This window comes from Subtercola sp. RTI3 (genome assembly GCF_035018625.1).
Taxonomy (GTDB): domain Bacteria; phylum Actinomycetota; class Actinomycetes; order Actinomycetales; family Microbacteriaceae; genus Subtercola; species Subtercola vilae.
The window spans coordinates 261,249-284,931 of the sequence record NZ_JASJXO010000001.1 but is presented as its reverse complement, the minus strand read 5'-3'; the positions used below and the strand labels follow the sequence as shown (position 1 = coordinate 284,931).

At 65.8% G+C, this 23,683-nt stretch carries 19 protein-coding genes; 16 read left to right on the top strand and 3 right to left on the bottom strand.

Annotation, left to right across the window (positions count from 1 at the left end; all coding sequences use genetic code 11):
• Positions 1-154: 154 nt before the first annotated feature.
• On the bottom strand, positions 155-1,978 hold the full coding sequence (locus QN358_RS01430) for an AMP-dependent synthetase/ligase (RefSeq protein WP_323511308.1): 1,824 nt from the start codon (positions 1,976-1,978) through the stop codon (positions 155-157).
• Between the two features lie 82 nt (positions 1,979-2,060).
• Here QN358_RS01430 and QN358_RS01425 point away from each other — a divergent pair, with 82 nt between their 5' ends.
• From QN358_RS01425 to QN358_RS01415, 3 genes are all read left to right on the top strand, one after another.
• A complete protein-coding gene (locus QN358_RS01425) occupies positions 2,061-3,008 on the top strand; it encodes an ROK family glucokinase (protein ID WP_136642733.1) in 948 nt (315 codons plus the stop codon).
• 64 nt (positions 3,009-3,072) lie between these two features.
• Positions 3,073-3,759 carry a lysophospholipid acyltransferase family protein gene (locus QN358_RS01420; RefSeq protein WP_136642732.1) on the top strand — a complete coding sequence of 229 codons (687 nt, stop codon included), beginning with the start codon at positions 3,073-3,075 and terminating at the stop codon, positions 3,757-3,759.
• 113 nt (positions 3,760-3,872) lie between these two features.
• Positions 3,873-5,207, top strand: a complete 1,335-nt coding sequence (locus QN358_RS01415; protein WP_136642731.1) for a class II 3-deoxy-7-phosphoheptulonate synthase — start codon at positions 3,873-3,875, stop codon at positions 5,205-5,207.
• 133 nt (positions 5,208-5,340) lie between these two features.
• Here the strand turns inward: QN358_RS01415 and QN358_RS01410 are convergent, their stop codons facing one another.
• A complete protein-coding gene (locus tag QN358_RS01410; protein ID WP_416351941.1) occupies positions 5,341-7,713 on the bottom strand; it encodes a protein kinase domain-containing protein in 2,373 nt (790 codons plus the stop codon).
• Between the two features lie 153 nt (positions 7,714-7,866).
• Here QN358_RS01410 and QN358_RS01405 point away from each other — a divergent pair, with 153 nt between their 5' ends.
• Positions 7,867-8,208: an Rv2175c family DNA-binding protein gene (locus QN358_RS01405; RefSeq protein ID WP_136642729.1), complete on the top strand. Its 342-nt coding sequence runs from the start codon at positions 7,867-7,869 to the stop codon at positions 8,206-8,208.
• 50 nt (positions 8,209-8,258) lie between these two features.
• Here QN358_RS01405 and QN358_RS01400 read toward each other — a convergent pair whose 3' ends face one another.
• A complete protein-coding gene (locus QN358_RS01400) occupies positions 8,259-9,386 on the bottom strand; it encodes a polyprenyl synthetase family protein (protein ID WP_323511305.1) in 1,128 nt (375 codons plus the stop codon).
• Positions 9,387-9,497: 111 nt separating this feature from the next.
• Here QN358_RS01400 and QN358_RS01395 point away from each other — a divergent pair, with 111 nt between their 5' ends.
• The 12 genes from QN358_RS01395 (at position 9,498) to murC (ending at position 23,579) form a co-directional block, all read left to right on the top strand.
• Positions 9,498-9,881 carry a DUF3040 domain-containing protein gene (locus tag QN358_RS01395; protein WP_136642727.1) on the top strand — a complete coding sequence of 128 codons (384 nt, stop codon included), beginning with the start codon at positions 9,498-9,500 and terminating at the stop codon, positions 9,879-9,881.
• Between the two features lie 168 nt (positions 9,882-10,049).
• A complete protein-coding gene (mraZ, locus tag QN358_RS01390) occupies positions 10,050-10,481 on the top strand; it encodes a division/cell wall cluster transcriptional repressor MraZ (protein ID WP_136642726.1) in 432 nt (143 codons plus the stop codon).
• A 121-nt stretch (positions 10,482-10,602) separates the two neighbouring features.
• Positions 10,603-11,580 (top strand): 16S rRNA (cytosine(1402)-N(4))-methyltransferase RsmH, encoded by a 978-nt coding sequence (gene rsmH / locus QN358_RS01385; protein WP_323511303.1) that lies wholly within the window; start codon positions 10,603-10,605, stop codon positions 11,578-11,580.
• Complete coding sequence (locus QN358_RS01380; protein WP_323511301.1) at positions 11,577-12,257, top strand: hypothetical protein; 681 nt, start codon at positions 11,577-11,579, stop codon at positions 12,255-12,257. The genes rsmH and QN358_RS01380 overlap by 4 nt, the downstream gene beginning before the upstream one ends.
• 30 nt (positions 12,258-12,287) lie before the next feature.
• Complete coding sequence (locus QN358_RS01375) at positions 12,288-14,048, top strand: peptidoglycan D,D-transpeptidase FtsI family protein (RefSeq protein ID WP_136642723.1); 1,761 nt, start codon at positions 12,288-12,290, stop codon at positions 14,046-14,048.
• Positions 14,049-14,064: 16 nt separating this feature from the next.
• Entirely contained in the window at positions 14,065-15,606 is a 1,542-nt protein-coding gene (locus QN358_RS01370) for a Mur ligase family protein (RefSeq protein WP_416351940.1), read from the top strand.
• Positions 15,607-15,610: 4 nt separating this feature from the next.
• Positions 15,611-17,038 (top strand): UDP-N-acetylmuramoyl-tripeptide--D-alanyl-D-alanine ligase, encoded by a 1,428-nt coding sequence (locus QN358_RS01365; RefSeq protein ID WP_323511297.1) that lies wholly within the window; start codon positions 15,611-15,613, stop codon positions 17,036-17,038.
• Positions 17,035-18,132 carry a phospho-N-acetylmuramoyl-pentapeptide-transferase gene (gene mraY, locus QN358_RS01360; protein WP_136642720.1) on the top strand — a complete coding sequence of 366 codons (1,098 nt, stop codon included), beginning with the start codon at positions 17,035-17,037 and terminating at the stop codon, positions 18,130-18,132. Before QN358_RS01365 ends, mraY begins: the two co-directional genes overlap by 4 nt.
• Before the next feature lies 1 nt (position 18,133).
• Complete coding sequence (gene murD / locus QN358_RS01355; protein WP_323511295.1) at positions 18,134-19,663, top strand: UDP-N-acetylmuramoyl-L-alanine--D-glutamate ligase; 1,530 nt, start codon at positions 18,134-18,136, stop codon at positions 19,661-19,663.
• Positions 19,623-20,897 (top strand): putative lipid II flippase FtsW, encoded by a 1,275-nt coding sequence (gene ftsW / locus QN358_RS01350; RefSeq protein ID WP_323511325.1) that lies wholly within the window; start codon positions 19,623-19,625, stop codon positions 20,895-20,897. The genes murD and ftsW overlap by 41 nt, the downstream gene beginning before the upstream one ends.
• Positions 20,897-22,084 carry a UDP-N-acetylglucosamine--N-acetylmuramyl-(pentapeptide) pyrophosphoryl-undecaprenol N-acetylglucosamine transferase gene (locus QN358_RS01345; protein ID WP_323511293.1) on the top strand — a complete coding sequence of 396 codons (1,188 nt, stop codon included), beginning with the start codon at positions 20,897-20,899 and terminating at the stop codon, positions 22,082-22,084. Before ftsW ends, QN358_RS01345 begins: the two co-directional genes overlap by 1 nt.
• A gap of 52 nt (positions 22,085-22,136) precedes the next feature.
• Positions 22,137-23,579, top strand: coding sequence for a UDP-N-acetylmuramate--L-alanine ligase (gene murC / locus QN358_RS01340; protein ID WP_136642717.1), 1,443 nt, complete (start codon positions 22,137-22,139; stop codon positions 23,577-23,579).
• Positions 23,580-23,683 lie beyond the last annotated feature (104 nt).

Genomic DNA, 23,683 nt, shown 5'->3' with positions numbered 1-23,683 from the left:
GCATCGACTGGGAACAAACCCCACGACCCTGCTCCCAAATCAGATCACGAAGACGCGGACCTTTGCCCACAACACCATTACCGCCATGGGTCAGACAACCACGACCATACACAACCTGAGCACTATCGAGTCTGCCCAGCCACTCTGGCGTACCTCAGTGAACCAGCGACTGACCCGACGTCGTCGGCGCGCTCGAGTACATGCTCGCGATCGTCGGCGCGAAGTCTTTCATGATGACGCTGCGCTTGATGGTGAGCTTCGGCGTGAGGTGCCCGCTTTCTTCTGTCAGGTCAGACGAGAGCACGACAAACTTGCGAATCGACTCAGCGCGCGACACCTTCGTATTCGCCGCGTCGACGGCCCGCTGAATCTCGGCGAGCACCGCCGGGTTCTGCGATGCCTCTTCGAGCGTCATGTCGGCCTTCTGACCGTTGTTTCCGAGCCAGGTGGCCAACATTTCGGTGTCGAGCGTCACCAGAGCCGAGATGAACGGCTTCTGGTCGCCCACCACGACGATCTGACCGACCAATGGGTTCGCGCGAATGGGGTCTTCGAGCACAGCAGGGGCCACATTCTTGCCGCCGGCCGTCACGATGATCTCCTTCTTGCGGCCCGTGATGGTCAAGAACCCGTCGTCGTCGAGCGCACCGAGGTCGCCGGTCTTGAACCACTCGCCGTCGAAGGCTTCGGCTGTGGCTTTCTCGTTCTTCCAATAGCCGGCGAACACGTTGATGCCAGCGACCTGAATTTCGCCGTCTTCAGCGATACGGATGCCCACCCCCGGTAGCGGCGGGCCGACAGTGTCGATCTTGAACTGCGACACCAGGTTCACACTGGCCGGCGCTGTGGTCTCGGTGAGGCCGTAGCCCTCGAGGATGGTGATGCCGAGCGAGCGGTAGAAGTGCCCGAGCCGGTGTCCGAGTGGAGCAGAGCCCGACACGGCGTACTTCGTGCGGCCACCGAGCGCAGCGCGAAGTTTCGAGTAGACCAGGCGATCGAAGAGTGCGAACTTGATCTTCAAGCCGAGCGGGACGTGCCCGGCATCCAGAGCCTCGGAGTGAGCGATGGCCACGTCGGCAGCCTGGCGGAAGATCTTGCCGCGGCCGTCGCCCTCAGCCTTCTGCTCAGACGAGTTGTAGACCTTCTCGAAGACCCGCGGTACCGCGAGCAAGAAGGTGGGCTTGAACGAACCGAGGGCGGGCAACAGCTGCTTGGTGTCGGCCTGGTGACCCACCTTGACTCCGGCGTGAACGCAGATGATGGCGATGAACCGCGCGAAGACGTGAGCTGTGGTGATGAACAACAGGGTGGATGCGCCGGGGTGAACCACATCGCTGAGCTTCACCGCGGCGTTGCGGGCGAGCTCGACGAAGTTGGAGTGCGTGAGAATGCAGCCCTTCGGTCGGCCCATAGTGCCGGAGGTGTAGATGAGCGTGGCGAGGTCGCTGCCTTTGGCGAGGGTGCGGCGGCGCTCGACTTCGGCGTCGTCGACGCCTGCGCCGGCCGCGACCAGTTTGTCGAGGTCACCGAGGTCGATCTGCCACACCTTGGTAATAAGGGGAAGCTCGGGGTGAGCTTCGTCGAACCGGGCGAAGTGATCGGGCGTTTCGAGAATCACGGCCACGGCTTCGGAGTCGCTGAGGCTCCACTGCACCTGCGAGGGGGAGGAGGTCTCGTACACGGGTACGAGAACGGCCCCGGCGAACCAGGTGGCGAAGTCGATGAGGGTCCATTCGTACCGGGTACGGCACATGAGGCCGATCTTGTCGCCGGGCTCGATGCCGGCCGCGATCAGACCTTTCGCGAGGGCCCGCACCTGGGCCAGAAACTCTGCACCGCTCACATCAGACCAGCCACTGCCGTTCGGCAGGGCGAACAGCGGCTCGTTCGGTGCCAGCGCAACACGCTTCACCAACAGGTCGGTGGCGTTGGCTTCGGGATCGGCCTCAACGACGGCTGGGGCGACAAACTGCTGCACGGCAACTCCTTCGGTTCCTTAAGCCTCGAGTCTATCGGCACCGCAATTCGACAGCGGGTCTGGCGCTTGGCAAGATGGCCTTGTGCATGCCATCGGAATCGACATTGGCGGAACCAAGATCGCAGGAGCCCTCGTTGACGAGCTGGGCACCATTATTCGCGCCGATCGCCAGCCGACCACTGCAAGCAACCCCCAGCTCATCGAAGACGCAGTCGTGGCCATGGTCGAACGCCTCTCTGAGGGCGTCGAGGTGGCAGCCGTCGGTGTTGCCGCGGCCGGCTTCATCGACGCGTCGCAGTCGATCGTCTACTACGCGCCCAACATCGCGTGGCGCAACGAGCCGTTTCGCGAGAAGCTGGAGCGTCGGCTAGGCCTCCACATCATCGTCGAGAATGACGCCAATGCCGCCGGCTGGGCCGAATTTCGGTTCGGTGCGGGCCGACTGGTCAGCGACATGGTCATCCTCACCATCGGCACCGGCGTCGGCGGCGCGATCGTCTCGGGCGACAAACTCTTTCGTGGGGGCTTCGGCGCTGCTGCCGAACTCGGGCACATGCGGGTCGTACCCGACGGTTTGCCCTGCGGCTGCGGGGCACGTGGATGCATCGAACAGTACGGCTCCGGCCGTGCACTGTTGCGCACCGCCAACGAACTGGCCGATGCCGGTGGAGTGGGTATCGGACTCGCCGACGTTCGCGCCCGGGTCGGAACCCTCTCCGGAATCGACGTGAGCACGCTCATCCAGTCGGGCGACCCAGGTGCACTTCTCGCCCTGCGCACGCTCGGGCATTGGCTCGGTCAGGCCTGCGCGAGTTTCGGAGCCGTTCTCGATCCACAGCTGTTCGTGATCGGCGGCGGGGTGGCTCAAGCGGGAGACCTGCTGCTCGACCCTATTCGCCAGGCGTATCTCGATGTGCTTCCCGCTCGAGGCTTTCACCCTGAGCCCGAGTTTCGTATCGCCGAGCTCGTCAACGACGCCGGTGTGGTGGGTGCGGCCGATCTGGCCCGCATCTATGCCGAGTCGATCTAGACTCAGAACCACGGCACACCGTCGCACCACCGGAGAACCACTACTGCCCACGGCGAGGACAACGATGTTTTACTGGTTCATGAAGTACCTGGTGGCTGGCCCCATAGTGAAGGCCGTATTCCGCCCGTGGGTGCGCGGCGCCGAGAATATTCCGAAGACCGGCGGGGCCATTCTGGCCAGCAACCACCTGTCGTTCGCAGACTCTGTATTTCTGCCTCTGTCGATCGACAGGCGAGTCTCCTTTCTTGCGAAGAGCGAGTACTTCACAGGCAAGGGCCTCAAGGGTCGGTTGGTGAAACTGTTCTTCACTGCCACCGGCCAACTGCCGATCGACCGGTCGGGCGGCAAGGCCAGCGAGGCCTCGCTCAACACGGGCCTCGAGGTTCTGGGCCAGGGTGACCTGCTCGGCATCTACCCCGAAGGAACCCGCAGCCCCGACGGCAAGATGTACCGCGGGCGTACCGGCGTGGCACGCATGGTGCTCGAGGCGGGGGTGCCGATCATCCCGGTCGCCATGATCGATACCGAGAAAGTGATGTCTGTCGGCAAGGGCATCCGCATTCGCCGGGTTGGCATCGTGATCGGTGAGCCGTTAGATTTCTCTAGGTTCGAAGGCATGGAATCAGACCGATTCGTGCTTCGGAGCATCACCGACGAGATCATGTACGAGCTGCACCGCATCAGCGGTCAGGAATACTCAGACGTATATGCGACTTCGGTCAAAGAGAAGCGCGCGCGCGTCGCTCGCTAGCTCGATCTGGTTCGACTACAAGGGTCGATTCAGAAATTCTGTTCAAACGAAAACAATGGAAACGTGCTGCTGTGATAGATCTGTCTGAACGTGTCATCGAAGCGGAGCCTTCTGTGATTGACGGACTCGACTATTGGCGCACACTCGAGGCGAAGCAGCAGCCGACGTGGAATGACCGCTCGGCCGTCGAAGCCGCCTCTGCTCAGCTCTCTGTACTGCCTCCGCTGGTTTTCGCGGGCGAGGTCGACACGCTGCGCGAACGACTCGCCACCGCAGCATCTGGCAACGCATTTCTGCTTCAGGGCGGTGACTGCGCCGAGACTTTCGCCGGTGCGACCGCCGACCAGATTCGCAATCGCGTCAAGACCGTGCTGCAGATGGCCGTGGTTCTGACCTACGGCGCCTCGATGCCCGTCATCAAGATGGGCCGCATGGCCGGCCAGTTCGCCAAGCCGCGCTCGAGCGACACCGAGACCCGCAACGGCATCACCCTGCCCGCCTACCGCGGCGACATCGTGAATGGCTACGACTTCACACCCGAGTCGCGCGCCGCCGACCCCGCGCGCCTCGTCGCTGGGTACCACACGGCCGCGTCGACCCTCAACCTGATCCGCGCCTTCACACAGGGTGGGTTCGCCGACCTGCGTGAGGTGCACCACTGGAACAAGGGCTTCACCTCGAACCCCGCCAACGCGCGCTACGAAGACCTCGCACGCGAGATCGACCGCGCCATCCAATTCATGATCGCGTGCGGCGCCGACTTCGAGGCGCTGAAGCGCACCGAGTTCTACACCGCGCACGAGGCGCTGCTGTTCGACTACGAGCGACCCATGACGCGCATCGACTCGCGCACGGGTACCCCGTACAACACGTCGAGCCACTTCCAGTGGATCGGTGAGCGCACCCGCGATCTCGACGGTGCGCACGTCGACTTCCTGTCGCGCATCCGCAACCCCATCGGCATCAAGCTCGGCCCCTCGACGACCCCCGACGACATGTTGCGCCTCATCGACAAGCTCGACCCCGCGCGCGAGCCCGGTCGCATCACGTTCATCACGCGCATGGGTGCGGGCAAGATTCGGGATGCCCTCCCGCCCCTGCTCGAGGCCATCAAGGCATCCGATGCCACGCCGCTGTGGGTCACCGACCCGATGCACGGCAACGGGCTCACCACCCCGAACGGCTACAAGACCCGTCGTTTCGACGACGTGGTCGACGAGGTCAAGGGCTTCTTCGAGGCGCACCGCGCGGTCGGAACCCACCCGGGCGGTATTCACGTCGAGCTCACGGGCGACGACGTCACCGAGTGCCTCGGCGGTTCGGAGCACATCGATGAGCACACGCTCGAGTCGCGCTACGAGTCGCTCTGCGATCCTCGCCTCAACCACATGCAGTCGCTCGAGCTGGCCTTCCTGGTAGCCGAAGAACTGCGAAACGCCAAGCAGTAGTAGCACGCTGGCTGCTGGCTGCTGGCTGCTGGCTGCTGGCCGGATGGCCGGGTGGCCGGATGGCCGGTTGGGCTGGTGGCGGAGGGTCGGAGGGGCGGCGGGTTGCTGACTGGTCGGCAGCTGAGGCCGGCGGTCAGAAGCCGCTGAAGCTGACGGTGATCTTGCTACCGCGGGGGAGTGAGGTGCCGGCGACGGGGTCGGTTGCACGCACGGTGAAGGCGGAGGGTGCCAGATCGGCGAGGCCGTTATAGGCGAGGGTGAAGCCGGCGGCCTGCAGTGCCGCCTTCGCGTCGCTCCACGACTTGCTCGTCACGTCGGGCACGGGAACCGGCGCGGGCCCCTTCGACACTTCGAGCGTGACCGTCGCACCGACCTGAGTCGGGTCGGCCGGCAGCGCGTACGAGATGACCACGCCGGTCGGCACGGTCTCGCTGTAGCTCTCGGTCGCCACCGAACTCGCCAGCCCGGCCGCGACGAGTGCCGCATTCGCGTCAGCAGACGACTTGCCCACGGTGTTCGGTACAGACCCGAGCGACACCATGAACGTGACAGGGCGTTGCTCGGCGTAGGTCGGCCCCAGCGGCTGCCCGTCTGCACCGAGTACCTGCATGACGGTTCCCGTGTCGTTCTTCGACGAGAATTCGGTCTGCGACGGAGCAAGGGTGAAGCCCGCGTCTTTCACGGCCTGGCCCGCAGCGGCTTCGGCCTGCCCGACCAAGTTCGGCGGCACGGGTAGCTGAGCCGGGCCGGTCGACACGATGACGGTGATGTTCGATCCGTTCAGAACCATGGCCCCGCCGCTCGGGTCGCTGCCGATGACAGTTCCCGCTGGCACGGTGGGGTTCGTCGCCGAGCCCTGACTCACCTGCAGTCCGACACCCGTGAGTGCCGCTGATGCCTGGTCGGGCGTGAGCCCCGCCACCGACGGAACGCCGAGCTGGCCGCCGGGGCCCGAACTGAAGTACCACCCGGTTCCGCCAGAGGCCGCGGCGATCAACAGCACCAGCGCCACGATCCACCAGCCGCGCCGACGCCGCTTCGAACTGCGGGCGGCGAGCTTCTCAACAGGCCCGGCCGGCCGTGTCGCCACCGCGATACCGTGCCCGCTGCCGTCGTTCGAGCCGCTGCCGTCTGTGTTGTCGAACCCCGCGTCATAGTCGTGGGGGTAGCCCGGTGCGCCCGGGGCTCCGGATGCCCCACCACGCTCCGACGAACCGATCAGCCCGGTCGACCCGAACTTCGTCGTCTCGCCCGTAATCGCCGGCATCGCCGCAAACCCAGTGCCGCCCGCAAACCCCGTAGCGCCCGCAACACCCGTACCAGCCAGCTGGCTCGCGCCCGGAGCGATCCTGGTCGAACCAGCGCCAGCGGCTGCGCCAAAACCGGCCGCGCCGGCAATGCCAGCCGCACTGGCCAGACCCGCCGCATCCGCCGCAGCACGCTTGCGCTCGGCTCGCCGAACCTTTACCGGGCGACGCAGAACCTGTGTCTCGCCTTCGTCTTCACCCTGGGCATCCGCGCTGGCCGCATCGAAGCCGCCGCCAGCAGCACCAGCAGCACCAGCAGCAGCACCAACACCGTTGACCTCGAACATCGACTTCGGCAGCACCGCCGTCTCGAGCGCCGATGCCCGCAGCATCTGCGCCGTCGCGCGAATCGACGCGGTCGCCACCGCCTCGGCCTCGAGTAGCCGGTCGAGCATCACCCGCGCATCGTGTGGTCGTTCGTTGGGGTCGCGCGACGTGGCCCACGTGACCAACTCATCGACCTCCGGCGGAATCGACGGGTTCGCGATACTCGGCGCCGGAACCGTCTCATTCGCGTGCTGAAAGGCGATCTGCATGGGCTGTTCGCCCTTGTACGGCTGCTCACCGACGAGCATCTCGTACATCATGATTCCGGTGGCATAGATGTCGCTGCGGGCATCTGCCACGCCGCGCGTCAGAAGTTCGGGGGAGAGGTACGCGATCGTACCGAGCAGGGCCTGGCCGGTCGCCGTGTTCGCCGAAGCCGCCCGCGCCAGACCGAAGTCACCGATCTTGATGCGCCCGTCGTCGGCCAGCAGCACGTTCTCTGGTTTCACGTCGCGATGCACGATGCCCGCCTTGTGCGCAGCCGCCAGCCCGCCGAGCACCGCCTCCATGATGTCGAGCGTCTGCTCGGTGGTGAGCCGGCCGTAGTCTTTCAGCAGGTCGCGCAGCGTCATGCCGGGCAGGTACTCCATGACCATGTAGGCCATCTCGCTGTCTTGCCCCTGGTCGAACACACTGACCACGTTCGGATGCGCGAGCCGAGCAGCCGATCGCGCCTCCTGCACGAATCGCTCGCGAAACGCATCGTCGTCGGCGAGGTGCCCGTGCATGATCTTGATGGCGACCCGGCGGTCGAGCCGCAGGTCGTTCGCCACGTAGACCGTGGCCATGCCGCCCCGGGCTATGCGCGAGTGCACCTCGTAGCGGCCGTCGATGAGACGGTCGATCATGGGGTCGGCAGGCGCGCTGGTCACGTGCTGATTCTAAATTGCCGAGACCGGGTAAGCCGGTATAGACACTGGGAAGCCGGTGGTGACATCTCTCGATTCGACATGACAGTTCCCGGCGCAACCCGTCGAAACACGCCGGATTGTCGCTGAAGGCACGCGACATGGCAGTCTTGTCGTGTGAGTGAAACTTCTTCGGCCAGAAATTGGCTTTCCATTACCGACCTGTCTGACCGGCTGGGCATCACCCCGAGCAAAGTGCGCAAGCTCATCGAAGAGGGCGCGCTGCTGGCTGTTCGCCGCGACGGCGTGCTGAGCGTGCCCGACGTCTTCATCGCCGGTGACCTGCCGCTCAGCGAGCTGAAGGGCACCATCGTCGTGTTGGGCGACAGCGGCTTCTCGAACGACGAGATGATGACGTGGATGCTCGAGCCCGAAGACTCGCTCGGTGCAGCCCCCATCGATGCACTGCTCGCGGGCCGCAAGGCCGAGGTTCGCCGCATCGCCCAGGCGCTCGGATAGAACCTTCCGGCCGAATGGCCCAACAGCCGAACGGCCCAACGGCCGAACAGTCAGGCGTCGCGCTGTGTGATCAGCGTGGCGAGGTTCGCCAGCTCGATCTTCGACTCCTCGCCGAGCTTCGACGCGGCCAGCGCGTGAAGAGCGTTCTCTGCGTGTTGGCTGATCAGCGCCTCGACGCGATCGGCCGCCCCACTGTTCGAGATGGTGGCCTGCAGCATGCTGATCTGCTCGGCATCGAGCTCGGGGTCTCCGAGCAGTTCGTCGAACAACCGTCGGCTGCCGGGTGACAGCGTCTCGCGGGTCAGCGCAACCAGAACGGTGCGCTTGCCCTCGCGCAAGTCGTCGCCGCTGGGTTTGCCGGTTCGCTCTGCGTCGCCGAAGACGCCCAGCAGGTCATCCCGAAGCTGAAACGCAATGCCGAGCGGCAGACCAAAGGCCCGAAGCGCCGCAACGTGTTCGTCGCCCGCCCCGTGCAGCCGAGCACCGAGCACGAGGGGCGCTTCCACGCTGTACTTTGCCGACTTGTACACGATGACGCGCTCAGCCCGAGCGAGCAGCTCATTCTCGGCCACCACAGGCCAGGCACCCTCTTCGAGAATGTCGAGGTACTGCCCCAGCGTCACCTCGGTGCGCATGCGGTTGAACTCGAGGCGAGCGGCTCTGGATGCCCGGGGGTCGCTGAGCATCTCAAGTGCCTGCCCCACCAGCTCGTCGCTGAAGGCCAGCAGAAGGTCGCCCATCAGAATGGCACTGGCTCGGCCGTAGTCGCTGGCGTTTCCCGTGAAGGAGCTATTCGCGTGCAGCGCTTCGAACCGTCGATGCGCGGCGGGCATGCCCCGGCGAGTGTCGGAGTTGTCGATGATGTCGTCGTGCACCAACGCGGCCGCGTGAAAGAACTCGAGCGCCGTGCAGAGTTCGACGAGGGCCCCGAACTCAGCCTTCGCTTTCGGGCCCGATTCCACCCCTGAATCGGGCACAAAATCGGCGTCGGAAACCGCCCGCCAGCCCCAATAGCAGAACTGCGCGCGAAACCGTTTGCCGCCCCTGAGAAGATCCCGCGAGAATTCGGCAAAAGGCGCGAGATCTGGCGCGATTGCGACGAGAATAGGAGCACGGTCTGCGACAAAGCTTGCGATGTTAGAGTCGACGAGCGAGGTCAGGTGTGTACTTTGAGTCACACGCCTAGCCTAGCTACAGACCAAGCAGTAACATTTTGTGGCGCAGTACTATTTGAAGGGCGCGAAGGCCGTGTGTCAGCACGGTCTCTCCCGAACCTGAGGTGAAGAGAAATGCCGCTTTCGGAGCAAGAGCAGAAGCTCCTCGATGAGATGGAGCGCAGCCTCTATCACAACGATGCCGATTTCGTGTCGGCCGTCGGTGCCGGTCGGGGTCGCCTGAATTACGGGTCGCTGGTTCTCGGCGTGCTGCTGGCCATTGTGGGCCTGGGCGTCGTCATCGTGGGTGTCGTGATTCACGTACCCCTGGTCGGCATCCTCGGCTTCGCCCTCATGTTCACGGGTGTACTCGTGGCGCTTCGACCGAGCCGCGGTCTCGGCCGCATGGGCCGCTCGAGCGCCCGTTCGGCAAGGTCGCCGGGTTCGCCGCAGAACAGGGCCGGCTTCATGGATCGACTGAACGATCGCTGGGACAACCGCGACGAGAAGAACGAGTAACAACAACAGAGACTTTCGAAAAAGGCCAACCCTCGGGTTGGCCTTTTTTTGTGCCCAAAAGGGAGGCGCGGGGAACTTGGTGGAGGAATAAACCACCAATGTGGGGTGAAGTGGAGTAAAGTGGAGGAACACCCGCAATCTGGCCGGAAATGAGGGGGAGTAAGGAGCATGTTCCTTGGTACCTACACCCCCAAACTCGACGACAAAGGCCGCGTCATCCTGCCAGCGAAGTTTCGAGACGAACTCTCGAGCGGCGTCGTGATGACCCGGGGCCAGGAGCACTGCATCTACGTGTTCAGCACGCGTGAATTCGAGACTTTGCACGAAAAGATCCGCGAAGCTCCCGTGACCAGCAAGCAGGCACGTGACTACCTCCGTGTCTTCCTGTCTGGCGCGAGTGCGGAAAACCCCGACAGCCAGCACCGGGTCACTGTGCCGGCACCACTTCGCAGCTACGCCGGCCTCGATCGCGACCTCGTCGTCATCGGTGCGGGCAGCCGCGCCGAGATCTGGGACGCCGAGGCGTGGGAGACCTACCTCGCGGCCCAGGAGGCCGCATTCGCCGACACCTCTGAGGAGGTGATCCCGGGCCTCTTCTGACGACCTCGTTGCCTGTGACTCCCAGCCGTTCGCCCTGACACACTTCCCCGGTGCCAGGTCGAAGCGGGTGGGGATCAGGGGCAACGAATCCCAGATCTCCCTCTTATATATGAACGATGAAATGCACACAGACCCACTCGCCGAGACCGAGACGAACAAGATCCACGTTCCGGTCATGCTCGAGCGCTCGATCGAGCTGCTGGCGCCGGCCCTCAGCCAGCCCGGGGCGATTCTGATCGATGCCACGCTCGGCCTGGGCGGGCACGCCGAGAACTTCCTCAGCCGTTTTCCCGGCCTCACCCTCGTGGGGCTCGACCGCGACCCCGAGGCGCTGAAGCTAGCGGGCGCACGGCTTGCCCCCTTTGGCGAGCGGGCTCAGCTCGTGCACTGTGTCTACGATGAGATTCAGGATGCCCTGCGGAGCCTCGGCCACGCCGAAGCCCATGGCATCCTCTTCGACCTCGGTGTCTCCTCGATGCAGCTCGATCGTGCCGAGCGCGGTTTCGCCTACTCGAAAGACGCCCCGCTCGACATGCGTATGGACGGCACGGCAGACGTCACCGCCGAGCAGATTCTGGCCGATTACTCGGAGGGCGAGCTTCGCCGCATCTTCTGGGAGTACGGCGAAGAACGCCTCGCCTCGCGCTACGCCAAGCGCATCGTGGAGCGTCGCGCTGACACGCGGCTGGTTCGCTCGGCTCAGCTCGTCGACCTCATCCAGCGGGCCACTCCTGCGGCCCTCGCCCGCCAGGGCCACCCGGCCAAGCGGGTCTTCCAGGCGCTTCGCATCGAGGTGAACCAGGAGCTGGTCGCGCTCGAGAACGCGATTCCCCGCGCCATCGAGTCTCTCGCCCTGCACGGCCGCATGGTCGTGCTGTCGTACCAGTCGCTCGAAGACCGCATCGTGAAGCGCGCCTTCGCCGCCGCCTCCACCTCGAGTACACCCCAGGGCCTGCCCGTCGAACTGCCCGAACACCAGCCGCAGCTGAAGCTGCTCGTTCGCGGGGCCGAACTGGCCACCGATGACGAGAAGGCAGCCAACCCCCGATCAACCCCCGTGCGCCTGCGCGCGGCCGAGCGAGTGAGAGTCGCATCATGACCAACCTGGCCCCCGCCTACAGCCCTACGATTGCGCCGTCAGACAGCCCCGAGCTCGACCCGTTCGACGACTTTCCGGCACCCAGCTGGGCCCCGAGCTGGGCCCCCGGCCACACGCCGGGCACCCGCCCGGGCATCCGGTCGACCCTGACTCTGGCCGGCAATCGCGTGCTTCGTCGCCGCAAGCCGAAGCTCGCCTACGCCGCCGTCGTGATCGTGGGCGTGATGGCCATCGTCGTGACCCAGCTGCTGCTCAGCATCGGGCTCTCGAACGGCGCGTACCAGATCGAGTCGCTGCAGTCGACGCAGAAAGACCTCGGTCGCTCGAACGAGTCGCTGAGCGAGAAGATCGACTCGCTCTCGTCACCCCAGAACCTCGCGGCCAGCGCCGAGTCGCTCGGCATGGTCTCGAACGTGAACCCGGTGTACCTGCGGCTCTCCGACGGCGCCGTTCTCGGCACACCCAAGAAGGCGCAGGCCTCGGCTGGCTCGCTCACGGGCGGGCAGTCGTCGCTCACTCCGAACGCCGCGATCGCCGGCGCGGCTGCAGCCGGCCAGCCGGCGACCCCTACCGCCGCCGCGGGCGCGGCAGCAGTCACTCCGAGCGCGCCTCCCGCCGCTGCGGCCGCGGCAACAGTACCGTGGACGGGTGAGTTGCCCTCGCCGACAACACACTGATCTTCACCGCCCCACAATGAAAGTGCATTCGTGACCAGTAGACGTTCCACACGAAACCGCATCGCTGTCGCCATCGTTGTGATCACCGCCGTGGTCGCTGTTCTGGTGGTCAAGCTCGTCGACATCCAGGTGGTGCAGGCCAGCTCGCTGAATGCCCAGGCATACGACAAACTCTCGGTGGGGCAGACGCTCTACGGGGCGCGGGGCGATATCGTCGATTCCACCGGAACGGTGCTGGCCACCACGGTCATCCGGTACGACGTCACGGCATCGCCTAAAGACGTTGCAGACTTCACTCAGACCGTCAACGGCGCTGCGGTCGACGTGACACCCCTGCAGGCCGCCGGCCAGATCGGCGCGATCACCGGGCAGAGCGCGACCGATGTGTACGCACTGCTGACGGCCGATCCGTCGTCGGGCTACGCGCTCATCATCAAGGCCATCGACCTCGACAAGTACAACGCCATCAGGGCCCTCAGCATCCCGTGGCTGCAGTACCAGACCAACCCCCAGCGGGTCTATCCCAACGGCAGCGTCGGTGGCAACCTCGTGGGCTACCTCGGTGCCGACAGCTCCACCAACGGCGGCCTTGAAGCCAAAGAGAACCAGTGCCTCACTGGCTCAGATGGCTCGCAGACCTACGAGAAAGGCGCCGACGGGGTGGCGATTCCGAACACCCTCGTCGTCGACAAGGCGCCCGTCACCGGCGGTACCGTGATGACCACCATCGACAGCGACCTGCAGTACTACTCGCAGCAGGTGCTCGCCCAGCAAGTGACCTCCACGAAGGCCGAGTGGGGCAGCGTGGTCGTCGAAGAAGTGAAGACGGGCAAGCTGCTGGCCGTGGCGCAGTACCCCACCCCCGACCCGAACAACCTCGACGCCACCGACCCGCACTTCTGGGGCGCCACGGCGTTCAGCGACCCGTTCGAACCGGGCTCCACGTTCAAGGCCGAGTCGGCCGCGGCACTGATCGACGCCGGTAAGGCGACCCCGGCCACCCAAGTGCTCGTTCCCTACCGCTACAAAGCGCCGGGCGGCTCGGTCATCACTGACTCGGAGAACCACGACCCCGCCCAGTGGACCCTGACCGGCGTGATCCAGGAATCGTCGAACGTCGGTATCTCCATTCTCAGTGCCATGCTCACCACGCAGCAGCGCTACGACTACATGAAGAAGTTCCACCTCGGAGAGAAGACCGAGGTCAACTTTCCCGGCGAGTCGGAAGGCATTCTGGGCGATCCGAGCCAGTGGGGTGAGCAGACCCTCTACAACAGCTCATTCGGCCAGGGTGTCACCACCACGGCGGCACAGATCGCGAGCATCTACCAGACCCTCGGCAACGGCGGCGTGCGCCTGCCGGTGAGCCTCGTCTCGGGTTGCAAGGCCGCCGACGGCTCCGTGAGCGAACAGCCCTCAACCCAGGGCGAACAGGTCATCTCCTCCGACGCGGCGCAGCAGACAGTGAACATGATGCAGAGCGTGGTGACCGGTGGATACGCCGCAAGCCTGCTGAAGATTCCGGGCTACAACGTGGCAGCCAAGACGGGCACCGCTGAGGTCAGCAATGGCCAGGGTGCGTACGGTGGCGGGTACCTCACCAGCGTCGCGGGCCTGGCTCCGGCCGAGGCCCCGCAGTACGTCGTTTCGGTCAACCTCATGAAGCCGGTTACCATTGAAGACGGTTCTGCCGCCGCCCCTGTCTTTCAGAAGATCATGTCGCAGGTTCTGCAGAAGTACCGAGTGCTGCCGTCAACGACGCCAGCCGTCAACTACCCGACAAGCTATTAAGAACACAAGGAGCCAGGTGACGACAGGGGTTTCTCCCAGGCTGCGGCCTTCGCACCCCGACGCTCGTCTGGTGACCGATCTGGTCTCGCAGTTCGGGCTCGAGGTGCGCGGCTCGGTCGACGGCCTCGAGATCACGGGCATCACGCTCTCATCGAAGACCGTCGAACCGGGTGACCTCTACGTGGGGCTCGCCGGTGTGCACGCGCACGGGGCGCAGTACGTCGACGACGCGAAGGCGAAGGGCGCCATTGCCGTCGTGACGGATGCTCGGGGGGCGACCCTGGCCGCCCGCTCGGGTCTGCCCGTGCTGGTCACCGCCGACCCGCGCGCCGCCCTCGGAGCCCTCTCTGCCTGGGTCTACCGCACGACCGAGAACACACCGACGCTCTTCGGTGTCACCGGAACAAACGGCAAGACCTCGGTCGCCTACATCCTCGAGGCCGTCCTCCGTCAACTCGGCGTGCTCGCCGGGCTCAGCACCACAGCAGAGCGCCGCATCGGCGACCTCGCCGTGACGAGTGCCCTCACCACCCCCGAGGCCACTGAGGTGCACGGACTGCTGGCCCGCATGCAGGAGGCCGAGGCCGAGGCCGTCATCATCGAGGTGTCGGCTCAGGCGCTGACCCGCCACCGCGTCGACGGCATCGTGTTCGACGTGGTCGGGTTCACGAACCTCACACACGACCACCTCGACGACTACAAAACGATGCAGGCCTACTTCGAGGCGAAGATGCCGCTGTTCACCACCGAACGTGCCCGCCGCGGCGTGATCATCACCGACGCGGAGTGGGGTGTGAAGCTGTCTCGCGCCGCGACGGTGCCGGTCACGACCGTCTCGACCTATCCCGGCCGCCCGGCTGACTGGTACGCAGCGATTCTTCGCGAGAGCATGGACGAGACGCGGTTCATTCTGAACGGCCCCGACAATCAGAGCATCACCACGAGCATCCCGGTTCTGGGTCGGCACATGGCCGAGAACGCAGCCCTCGCGCTCGTGATGCTCGTCGACTCGGGCATCGAGCTGTCGGCCATTGCGGCCGTGCTCGAGCGCGACGGCGGCATCGATGTGTACATTCCTGGCCGGGCCGAGCGCATCGCCAACTCGGGGCCCGCCGTTTTCATCGACTACGGGCACAGCCCCGACGCCTTTACCAGCACCCTCGATTCGCTTCGGCGCGTCACCGATGGCCGCATCATCATGCTGTTCGGTGCCGACGGTGACCGCGACCCGAGCAAGCGCGAAGAGATGGGCCAGATCGCAGCACGGCTCGCCGACGTTGTGGTCATCACCGACTTTCACCCGCGCACCGAAGACCCTGCGGCCATTCGCCGCGTGCTGGTCGATGCGGCCCGGGCTGCTGTGCCGTCGCGCGAACTGTATGAAGTCGCCGACCCCCGGGAGGCACTTCGACAGGCCCTGTCAGTTGCGACGCCCGACGACGCGATTCTGTACGCGGGGCCGGGCCACGAGGATTACCACGAGGTGGCGGGCGAACACCTGCCCTACTCAGCACGAGACGACGCGCGACTCGCGCTTCACGAATTTGGATGGCTCTGAACCCATGATCGACCTGACTCTCGATGAGGTCGCCCGCATCACCGGCGGCACCCTGGTGCTCGGCGACCACGCCGTGGCACAGGGCACAAACGAATCGACTATCGTGAACGGGCTGGTCGACACTGACTCCCGCGAGATCGGCACCGGCGGTATCTTCGTTGCCAAGCCCGGCGAGTTCAGCGACGGGCACCTGTTCATTCCGGCCGCCATCGATAACGGCGCAGACCTGGTCATCTGCGAGAGAGTCATCGACGACCTCGCGGTGCCGCAGATCGTCGTGGCTGACTCGGTCGACGCTCTCGCGGCGCTGGCCACCGAAGTGGTTCGCCGCATCCGGGCCGGCGGCGTTCTGAAGGTCGTGGGTATCACCGGCTCGAACGGCAAGACCACCACGAAGAACCTCGTGCGCATCATTCTCGAACGCCGCGGCCCCACGGTTGCCCCGCGCGACTCGTTCAACAACGAGGTCGGCGCGCCGCTCACCATGCTGAAGCTCGAGAGCGACAGCCAGTACCTCGTGGCAGAGATGGGCGCCAGCAAGCCAGGCGAGATCAGCCGCCTCGTTCGCATGGCTCGCCCCGATGTCGGGGTGGTGCTGACCGTCGGCCTCGCCCACGCCGGCGAGTTCGGCGGCATCGAGAAGACGCTTCAGACGAAGACCGAGATGGTCACCGATCTGCTGAGCACCGACGTCGCCGTGCTGAACATCGACGACTTTCGCGTCGAGGGCATGGCGGCCAAGACGAGCGCCTCTGTGCTGTGGTTCGGCCTCGAGTCGGGGGCGGATGTTCGGGCCACCGACCTCGTCGCGACCTCCACCGGCACCACCTTCACCCTGACCCTGCCCACCGGCGAGTCGCAGAGTGTGCGTTTCGGCGTTCTCGGGGAGCACCACGTCATGAATGCCCTGGCCGCGGCCGCGGTGGCGCACACCCTCGGAGTTCCCCTCGCCGAGATCGTCGACGCCCTTCAGTCGGTCACCCGTGCCGAGCGCTGGCGCATGGAGGTGCTGCCCACGACGAAGGGCGTCACCATCATCAACGACGCCTACAACGCCAGCCCCGACTCGATGCTCGCCGGGCTGAAGACGCTCGCGCAGATCTCGGGCGAGGGCATCCGGCGCGTGGCGATTCTCGGTGAGATGAGCGAACTCGGCGAATTCTCGCTGGCCGAACACGACCGCATCGGCCGCACCATCGTCAGGCTCGGTATCGAGCGTATCTTCGTCATCGGCGAAGGCGCGCGCGCTCTGCACCTCGCGGCCACGCACGAAGGCTCGTGGGACGGCGAGTCGGCGTTCTTCGAAACGGCTGATGAGGCATACGCTCTGCTCGAGACCGAACTGCGGTCGGGCGATGTGGTGCTGGTGAAGTCGTCGAACTCGGCAGGCCTGCGCTTTCTGGGAGACAGACTGGGGGAGCTGTTCGCATGATCACACTGATCGGTGCGGGTGGTCTCTCGATGATCTTCTCGCTGCTCATGACACCCGTCTTCATCAGACTGTTCAAGAAGCTGGCCTGGGGCCAGTACATCAATATCGACGGCCCGAGCAGTCACCAGGTGAAGCGGGGTACGCCCACGATGGGCGGCATCGTCATCATTCTGGCGACGCTGTTCGGGTACTTCGTGGCGCTGCTGGTCACCGGCAACCCGCCCTCGGTGTCGGTGCTCCTCGTGCTCTTTCTCATGGTGGGCCTGGGGCTGGTGGGGTTCATCGACGACTTCATCAAGACTCAGAAGAAGCGGAGCCTCGGCCTCGGGCCGAAGTCGAAGCTGGCCGGCCAGATCATCGTCGGTGCGGTGTTCGCTCTGCTGGCCATCCAGTTTCCGAACTCAGCGGGTGTGACGCCCGGCTCCACCCACATCTCCACGGTGCGCAACCTGAATTTCGACTTCCTCGGCTGGGGTCTGGTGATCGGCACCATCGCCTTCGTGCTGTGGATCGTGCTCATCGTCATGGCCACGTCGAACGCGGTGAACCTCACGGACGGGCTCGACGGCCTCGCGCCCGGCTCGGCGATTCTGGCCATCGGGTCGTTCGTCATCATCGGGTTCTGGCAGTCGAACCAGTCGTGCGCGAGCCCGACGCTCGATGCCGAAGTGGTGTTCAAGTGCTACGACGTGCGCGAACCGCTCGACCTTGCGGTCATCGCCGCGGCCATCGCGGGTGCGCTCGTCGGCTTTCTCTGGTGGAACACCAACCCCGCAAAGATCTTTCTCGGCGACACGGGCTCACTGGCCATTGGCGGCGCCCTCGCCGCCCTCGCCATCGAGAGCCACACCGAACTGCTGCTCGTTCTGATCGGCGGTATCTTCGTGATCGTCGCCGGCCAGGTCGTCATTCAGCTCACCTACTTTCGCCTCACAGGCGGTAAACGCATCTGGCGGGCCAGCCCACTGCACCATCACTTCGAGATGAAGGGGTGGGCCGAGGTCACCATTGTGGTTCGGTTCTGGATCATCGCCGGGCTCTGCGTCGCAGCCGGCGTCGGAGCGTTCTATCTCGAATGGATTCTGCAGGACTGACATGGCACACGACAGGCTTTCAACACTCACCAGCTGGCATTCCGACTGGAAGGGGCTGAGGGTCGGTGTTCTCGGCCTCGGTAAGACCGGGTTCTCGGTGGCTGACACGCTCGTCGAACTGGGTGCAGAGGTGCTCATCGTGGCTCAGCGTGCCGACGAAGCGCAGGTGCGGCTGGTCGAGGTGATCGGTGCGGCGCTGGTGCTCGACGAGCAGCTGGCGGCGGCCCCCGTGCAGCTTGTCGAGCTTCGGCCCGAGGTGCTGGTCGTGTCGCCGGGGTTCCACCCCGATCATCCGGTGCTCGAGTGGGCCGGCGAGCATGGCATACCCGTTTGGGGCGACGTTGAATTGGCCTGGCGCTTGCGTGACAAGGTGCTGACGAATGCTGACGGTTCAAACCGGGCGCCTGCCGAGTGGATCGCCGTGACCGGCACCAACGGCAAGACCACCACGGTTCAGCTCACCGCCACGATGCTCGTCGAGGGCGGCTTCAGGGCGGCCCCCTGCGGCAACATCGGCATTCCCATTCTCGATGCCATTCGCGACCCACAGGGGTTCGATGTGCTGGTGGTCGAGCTCTCGAGCTATCAGTTGCACTCCACTTTCAGCATGTCGCCCTATTCCGCTGTGTGTCTGAACCTCGCCGAAGACCACCTCGACTGGCACGGGTCGTTCGACGCGTACGCTGACGCCAAGGCCCGCGTGTACACGAACACGAAGGTGGCCTGCGTCTACAACCGGTCGGATGCCCGCACCGAGTCGATGGTCGAGAACGCCGATGTCGTCGAGGGTGCCCGCGCCGTGGGTTTCGGGCTGGGGGTGCCCGGGCCGAGTGATGTGGGCATCGTCGACGGAATCCTCTGCGACCGCGCGTTCATCGACGATCGCCGCACGGCAGCTCGTGAGATCACGACCGTCGCCGACCTCGCCGCACGCGGCCTCGGTGCGCCGCACACCGTCGCCAACGTTCTGGCGGCCGCTGCCCTCGCCCGCAGTTTCGGCGTGAGCGTCGAGGCCATTCGCCGAGCGCTAGCCCGGTTCGAACTCGATCACCACCGCATCGAACTCGTCGCCTCGGCCGACGGGGTGAGCTGGGTCAACGATTCGAAAGCCACCAACGCCCACGCGGCGAACGCGTCGCTCGGTGCCTTCGACTCGGTGGTCTGGATCGCCGGCGGGCTGCTGAAAGGTGTCGATGTCGATCCGCTGATCAGGGGTCGGGCCGGCAGGCTGCGGGCTGTCGTACTGATCGGCACCGAGCGCGAGACTCTCAGAAAGGCATTCGAGCGACACGCGCCCGGGGTGCCCGTGTTCGAGGTCGACCACACCGAGACTGAAGAGGTGATGTCGGCCGCGGTGCGGTTGGCGGCGGCAGTGGCACTCGCGGGAGACGTGGTGCTGCTTGCACCCGCGGCGGCGTCGATGGACCAGTTCGTCGACTATTCCGACCGTGGCACCCGTTTTGCCCAGGCAGTACGCGACTTACTTGGAGGTGGGGCAGCTGACGAACACGATGCGCCGCCCCGGGGCTAGAAGCGCCGCCGATCATCCGTCGGCTTCGCGGATGCACACCGCGCGGGTCTCGGTGGGCCGGGCCTTTCAGGCCGAGTCGAGCAACTACTACTTTCTGCTCGGCACCACCCTCTTCCTGGTTGTGCTCGGGCTGGTGATGGTGCTCTCGTCGTCGTCGGTCGACTCGTACACCGCCCGGCAGGGCTTCTTCGGCACCTTCGCCAAGCAAGGCCTCTTCGCGCTCGTCGGTGTGCCGCTGATGCTCGTCATCTCCCGCCTGCCGATGCGCTTCTGGAAGCGCTGGGGCTGGCTCGCCCTCGCGGGCGGCGCGGGTCTTCAGCTCATCGTGCTCTTCACTCCTCTCGGCGTCGAGGTGGGCGGCAACCTGAACTGGCTGTCGGTGGGCGGCATCAACATGCAGCCCTCCGAGCTCATCAAGCTCGGTCTCGTCATCTGGCTGGGTGTGATCCTCGCTAAGAAACAGCGCTACCTGCACCTCTGGGGGCACCTCGCCATCCCGGTCGTGCCCGTGGCCGGCGCCGGCGTTCTGCTGGTGATGCTGGGCGGCGACCTCGGCACCGTGATGATCATGGCCGGGCTCATCTTCGGCGCCCTCTTCTTCGCCGGCATCAAGCTCCGGATGCTCGCGGTACCCCTCATCATCGGCTCGGCCGCCATCGTGGTCATCGCGTTCTCGAGCGCAAGCCGGGTTTCGCGCATCGGGTCGTTTCTGAGTTCGGAATGCTCCGACTACGCCGACAGCTGCTGGCAGACCCAGCACGGGCTCTTCGCGCTGGCCGCGGGCGGCTTCTTCGGTGTGGGCCTCGGCAATTCGAAGGCCAAGTGGTCGTGGCTGCCGGCCGCCGACAACGACTTCATCTTCGCCATCATCGGCGAAGAGCTGGGCATGATCGGCGCTCTCGTGGTCATCGCGCTGTTCGTTGCTCTCGCCGTGGCGTTCCTGCGCATCGTGCGTTCGAGCAACGACATGTTCTCGAAGGTCGTCGCCGGTTCGGTCATGGTGTGGATCATCAGCCAGGCGTTCGTGAACATCGCCGTGGTGCTGGGGCTCATTCCGGTGCTGGGGGTACCGCTGCCGCTCATTTCGTCGGGAGGGTCGGCGCTCATCACCACACTCATCGGAATCGGTGTTGTGCTCTCGATCGCCCGCCAGCAGACCACGCCGGTCGGCGACGACGATGACGAACTCGTTCTTCCGGGCGCCCCTCGCCGGGCTCCGTGGGTGCGTCGCTGATGGCCACCTACCTTCTGGCCGGCGGCGGCACGGCCGGCCACGTGAACCCACTTCTCGCCACAGCCGACGAGCTGCGCCGCCGCGACCCCTCCGCTGAGATCATCGTGGTGGGCACGGCCCAGGGCCTCGAGGCCCGGCTCGTTCCGGCGAGGGGCTACGAGCTCGTGACCATCGCCAAACTGCCGTTTCCGCGTCGCCCCAACCGCGCCGCCGTGACGTTCGCGCCGAAACTGCTGCGGGTCATCTCCGACCTCGCCGCGCTGATCGTCGAGCGCCACGTCGACGTGGTGGTCGGATTCGGCGGCTATGCGGCAGCACCGGCGTATCTGGCGGCCCGGCGGGCGCGGGTGCCGCTGGTCATCCATGAAGCCAACGCCAAACCGGGGCTCGCCAACCGGCTCGGGGCCCGCTTCACGCCCTACGTCGGCGTGGCTTTTCGGGGAACAGAGCTGCCGCACGCGCGGTTCGTTGGCATGCCGCTGCGAGCCGAGATCGAGACGCTAGAGACAGCTGAGGCTCTCGCCGAGGCGCGCATCGAAGGCCTCGAGCTGTTCGGGCTTTCAGACGACATGCCCGTACTGCTGGTCACCGGCGGATCGCTCGGCGCCGAACGCCTGAACAGCGCGGTCTTCGCCTCGATCGCGCCCATTCTCGCTGCCGGCTGGCAGGTTCTGCACATCGTGGGCGGTCGCTCGACACTGGTCGACCCCGAGATCTCGGGCTACCGGATGCTCGCCTATTCCGACCGAATGCATCTCGCTCTCGCGGTGGCGTCGCTCGCGGTCTCGCGGGCGGGCGCCGCGACGGTCTCAGAGCTTGCGGCGCTCGGCGTTCCCTCGGTGCTCGTGCCCTACGCGGTCGGCAATGGCGAGCAGCGCTTCAACGCGGCCGACGTGGTTGCGGCGGGCGGTGCGATTCTCGTCCCCGACTCCGATGTCACGCCTGAGTGGGTGGCGTCGACATTGGTGCCGCTGCTCGGCGAGCCCGACCGCGTTGCCGCCATGGCCCGGGCGGCGGCCAGTGTGGGCGTGCGCGACGGTTCGGCGCGCACGGCGAACCTCATCGGCGCTGCCCTCACCGACGCGGCCGACGTCGAGTACACCCCGAACGACGATGGCTTGATCGATGGCGCCCCCATTGATGGCGCCCCCACTGATGACGCCCCGGGCAAGGGTGCCGCAGAGTGAGCGTAACCTTGACGCTTGCCCGCACATCCTGCAGAACAGAAGGTACCCCCTCGTGATCAAACCCGACCTGACCCTCACCATTCCGGCGGAGCTCGGCGCGGTGCATTTCGTGGGCATCGGCGGTGCCGGCATGAGCGGTATCGCACGACTGTTCATCGCTGCCGGCGTGACGGTCACCGGTTCTGACCGCACCGATTCGAAAACCGCCCAGAAGCTGCGCGCGCTCGGGGCCACAGTGCACGTCGGCCACGACGCCGCAAACGTCGGTTCGGCTGACACGCTCGTGGTCACCTCGGCGCTCTGGCCTGACAACCCCGAACTCGTCTACGCCGAGCAGCACGGCCTGCCGGTGCTGCATCGCTCGCAGGCGCTGGCCTGGCTCGTGAACCGCCGCCGGCTCATCTCGGTCGCCGGGGCGCACGGTAAGACAACCTCCACCGGCATGATCGTGACCGCGCTGATCGGCCTGAACGCCGAACCGAGCTTCGTGAACGGCGGTGTCATCTCCGCGCTCGGCACGAGTTCCGCCTGGGGCGACGGTGAGCTGTTCGTGCTCGAAGCCGACGAATCCGACGGCTCGTTTCTGCTCTACGACACGGCCGTGGCCCTCATCACCAACGTCGACCCCGACCACCTCGACCACTACGGTTCGACCGAAGCAGTCGAAGATGCCTTCGTGACGTTCGCCGACGAGGCCAGCGAGCTCGTGGTGATCTCCTCAGACGATGCCGGTGCGAAGCGTGTCGACGCGCGGCTCGCCGCCCGGCAGCCAGTAGGCGCGGGGCAGACCCGCTCCGGCGGGCGCGTACTCACGTTCGGTCAGGCAGCAGACGCCGACGTGCGGGTGCATTCGATCGTGGCCGAGGGTGCGGTGTCGTTCGTGATCGACTACCTCGGTGAGAGCTATGCGGGCGCGCTGCGGGTGCCGGGCATCCACAATGCCATCAATGCGGCGGGCGCCTTCGCGGTGCTCGTGGGCACCGGCTTCGACCCCGCCGCCTCGCTCGCCGCCCTGGGCGAGTTCGACGGCACCGGTCGCCGATTCGAACTGCACGACACCGTTCGCGGTGTGAGCGTCTACGACGACTACGCGCACCACCCCACCGAAGTGGATGCCGCACTCACCGCCGCGCGTACAGTGGTCGGTACCGGGCGCATCATCGCGGTTCATCAGCCGCACCTCTACAGCCGCACCCAGCTGCTCGCCGGCGACTTCGCCGAAACGCTCGAGCGCACCGCAGACTTCACCGTGGTGCTCGACGTCTGCGGAGCGCGTGAAGACCCGGTGCCCGGCGTCACGGGCGCGCTCGTCTCCGGGCGGTTCGCCGATCAGAGCAAGGTGGCCTACATCGCCGACTGGCAGCAGGCGGCCGACTTCACCGCGTCGATCGCGCGCCCCGGCGACTTCATCGTCACCCTTGGCTGCGGCGACGTGAACCTGCTCGTTCCGCAGCTGCTCGGCGCCCTCGCGGTGCCTGTGGCTGCGGGTGCGTAATCGGAGGCGCCCGTGAAGCGCCCCAACGGATTTCCGCCACCGCCCCCGCCCGAAGCTCCTGCTTCGGCACAGGGATCGCCGCGCGCGCCGAAGGCGCCGAAGGC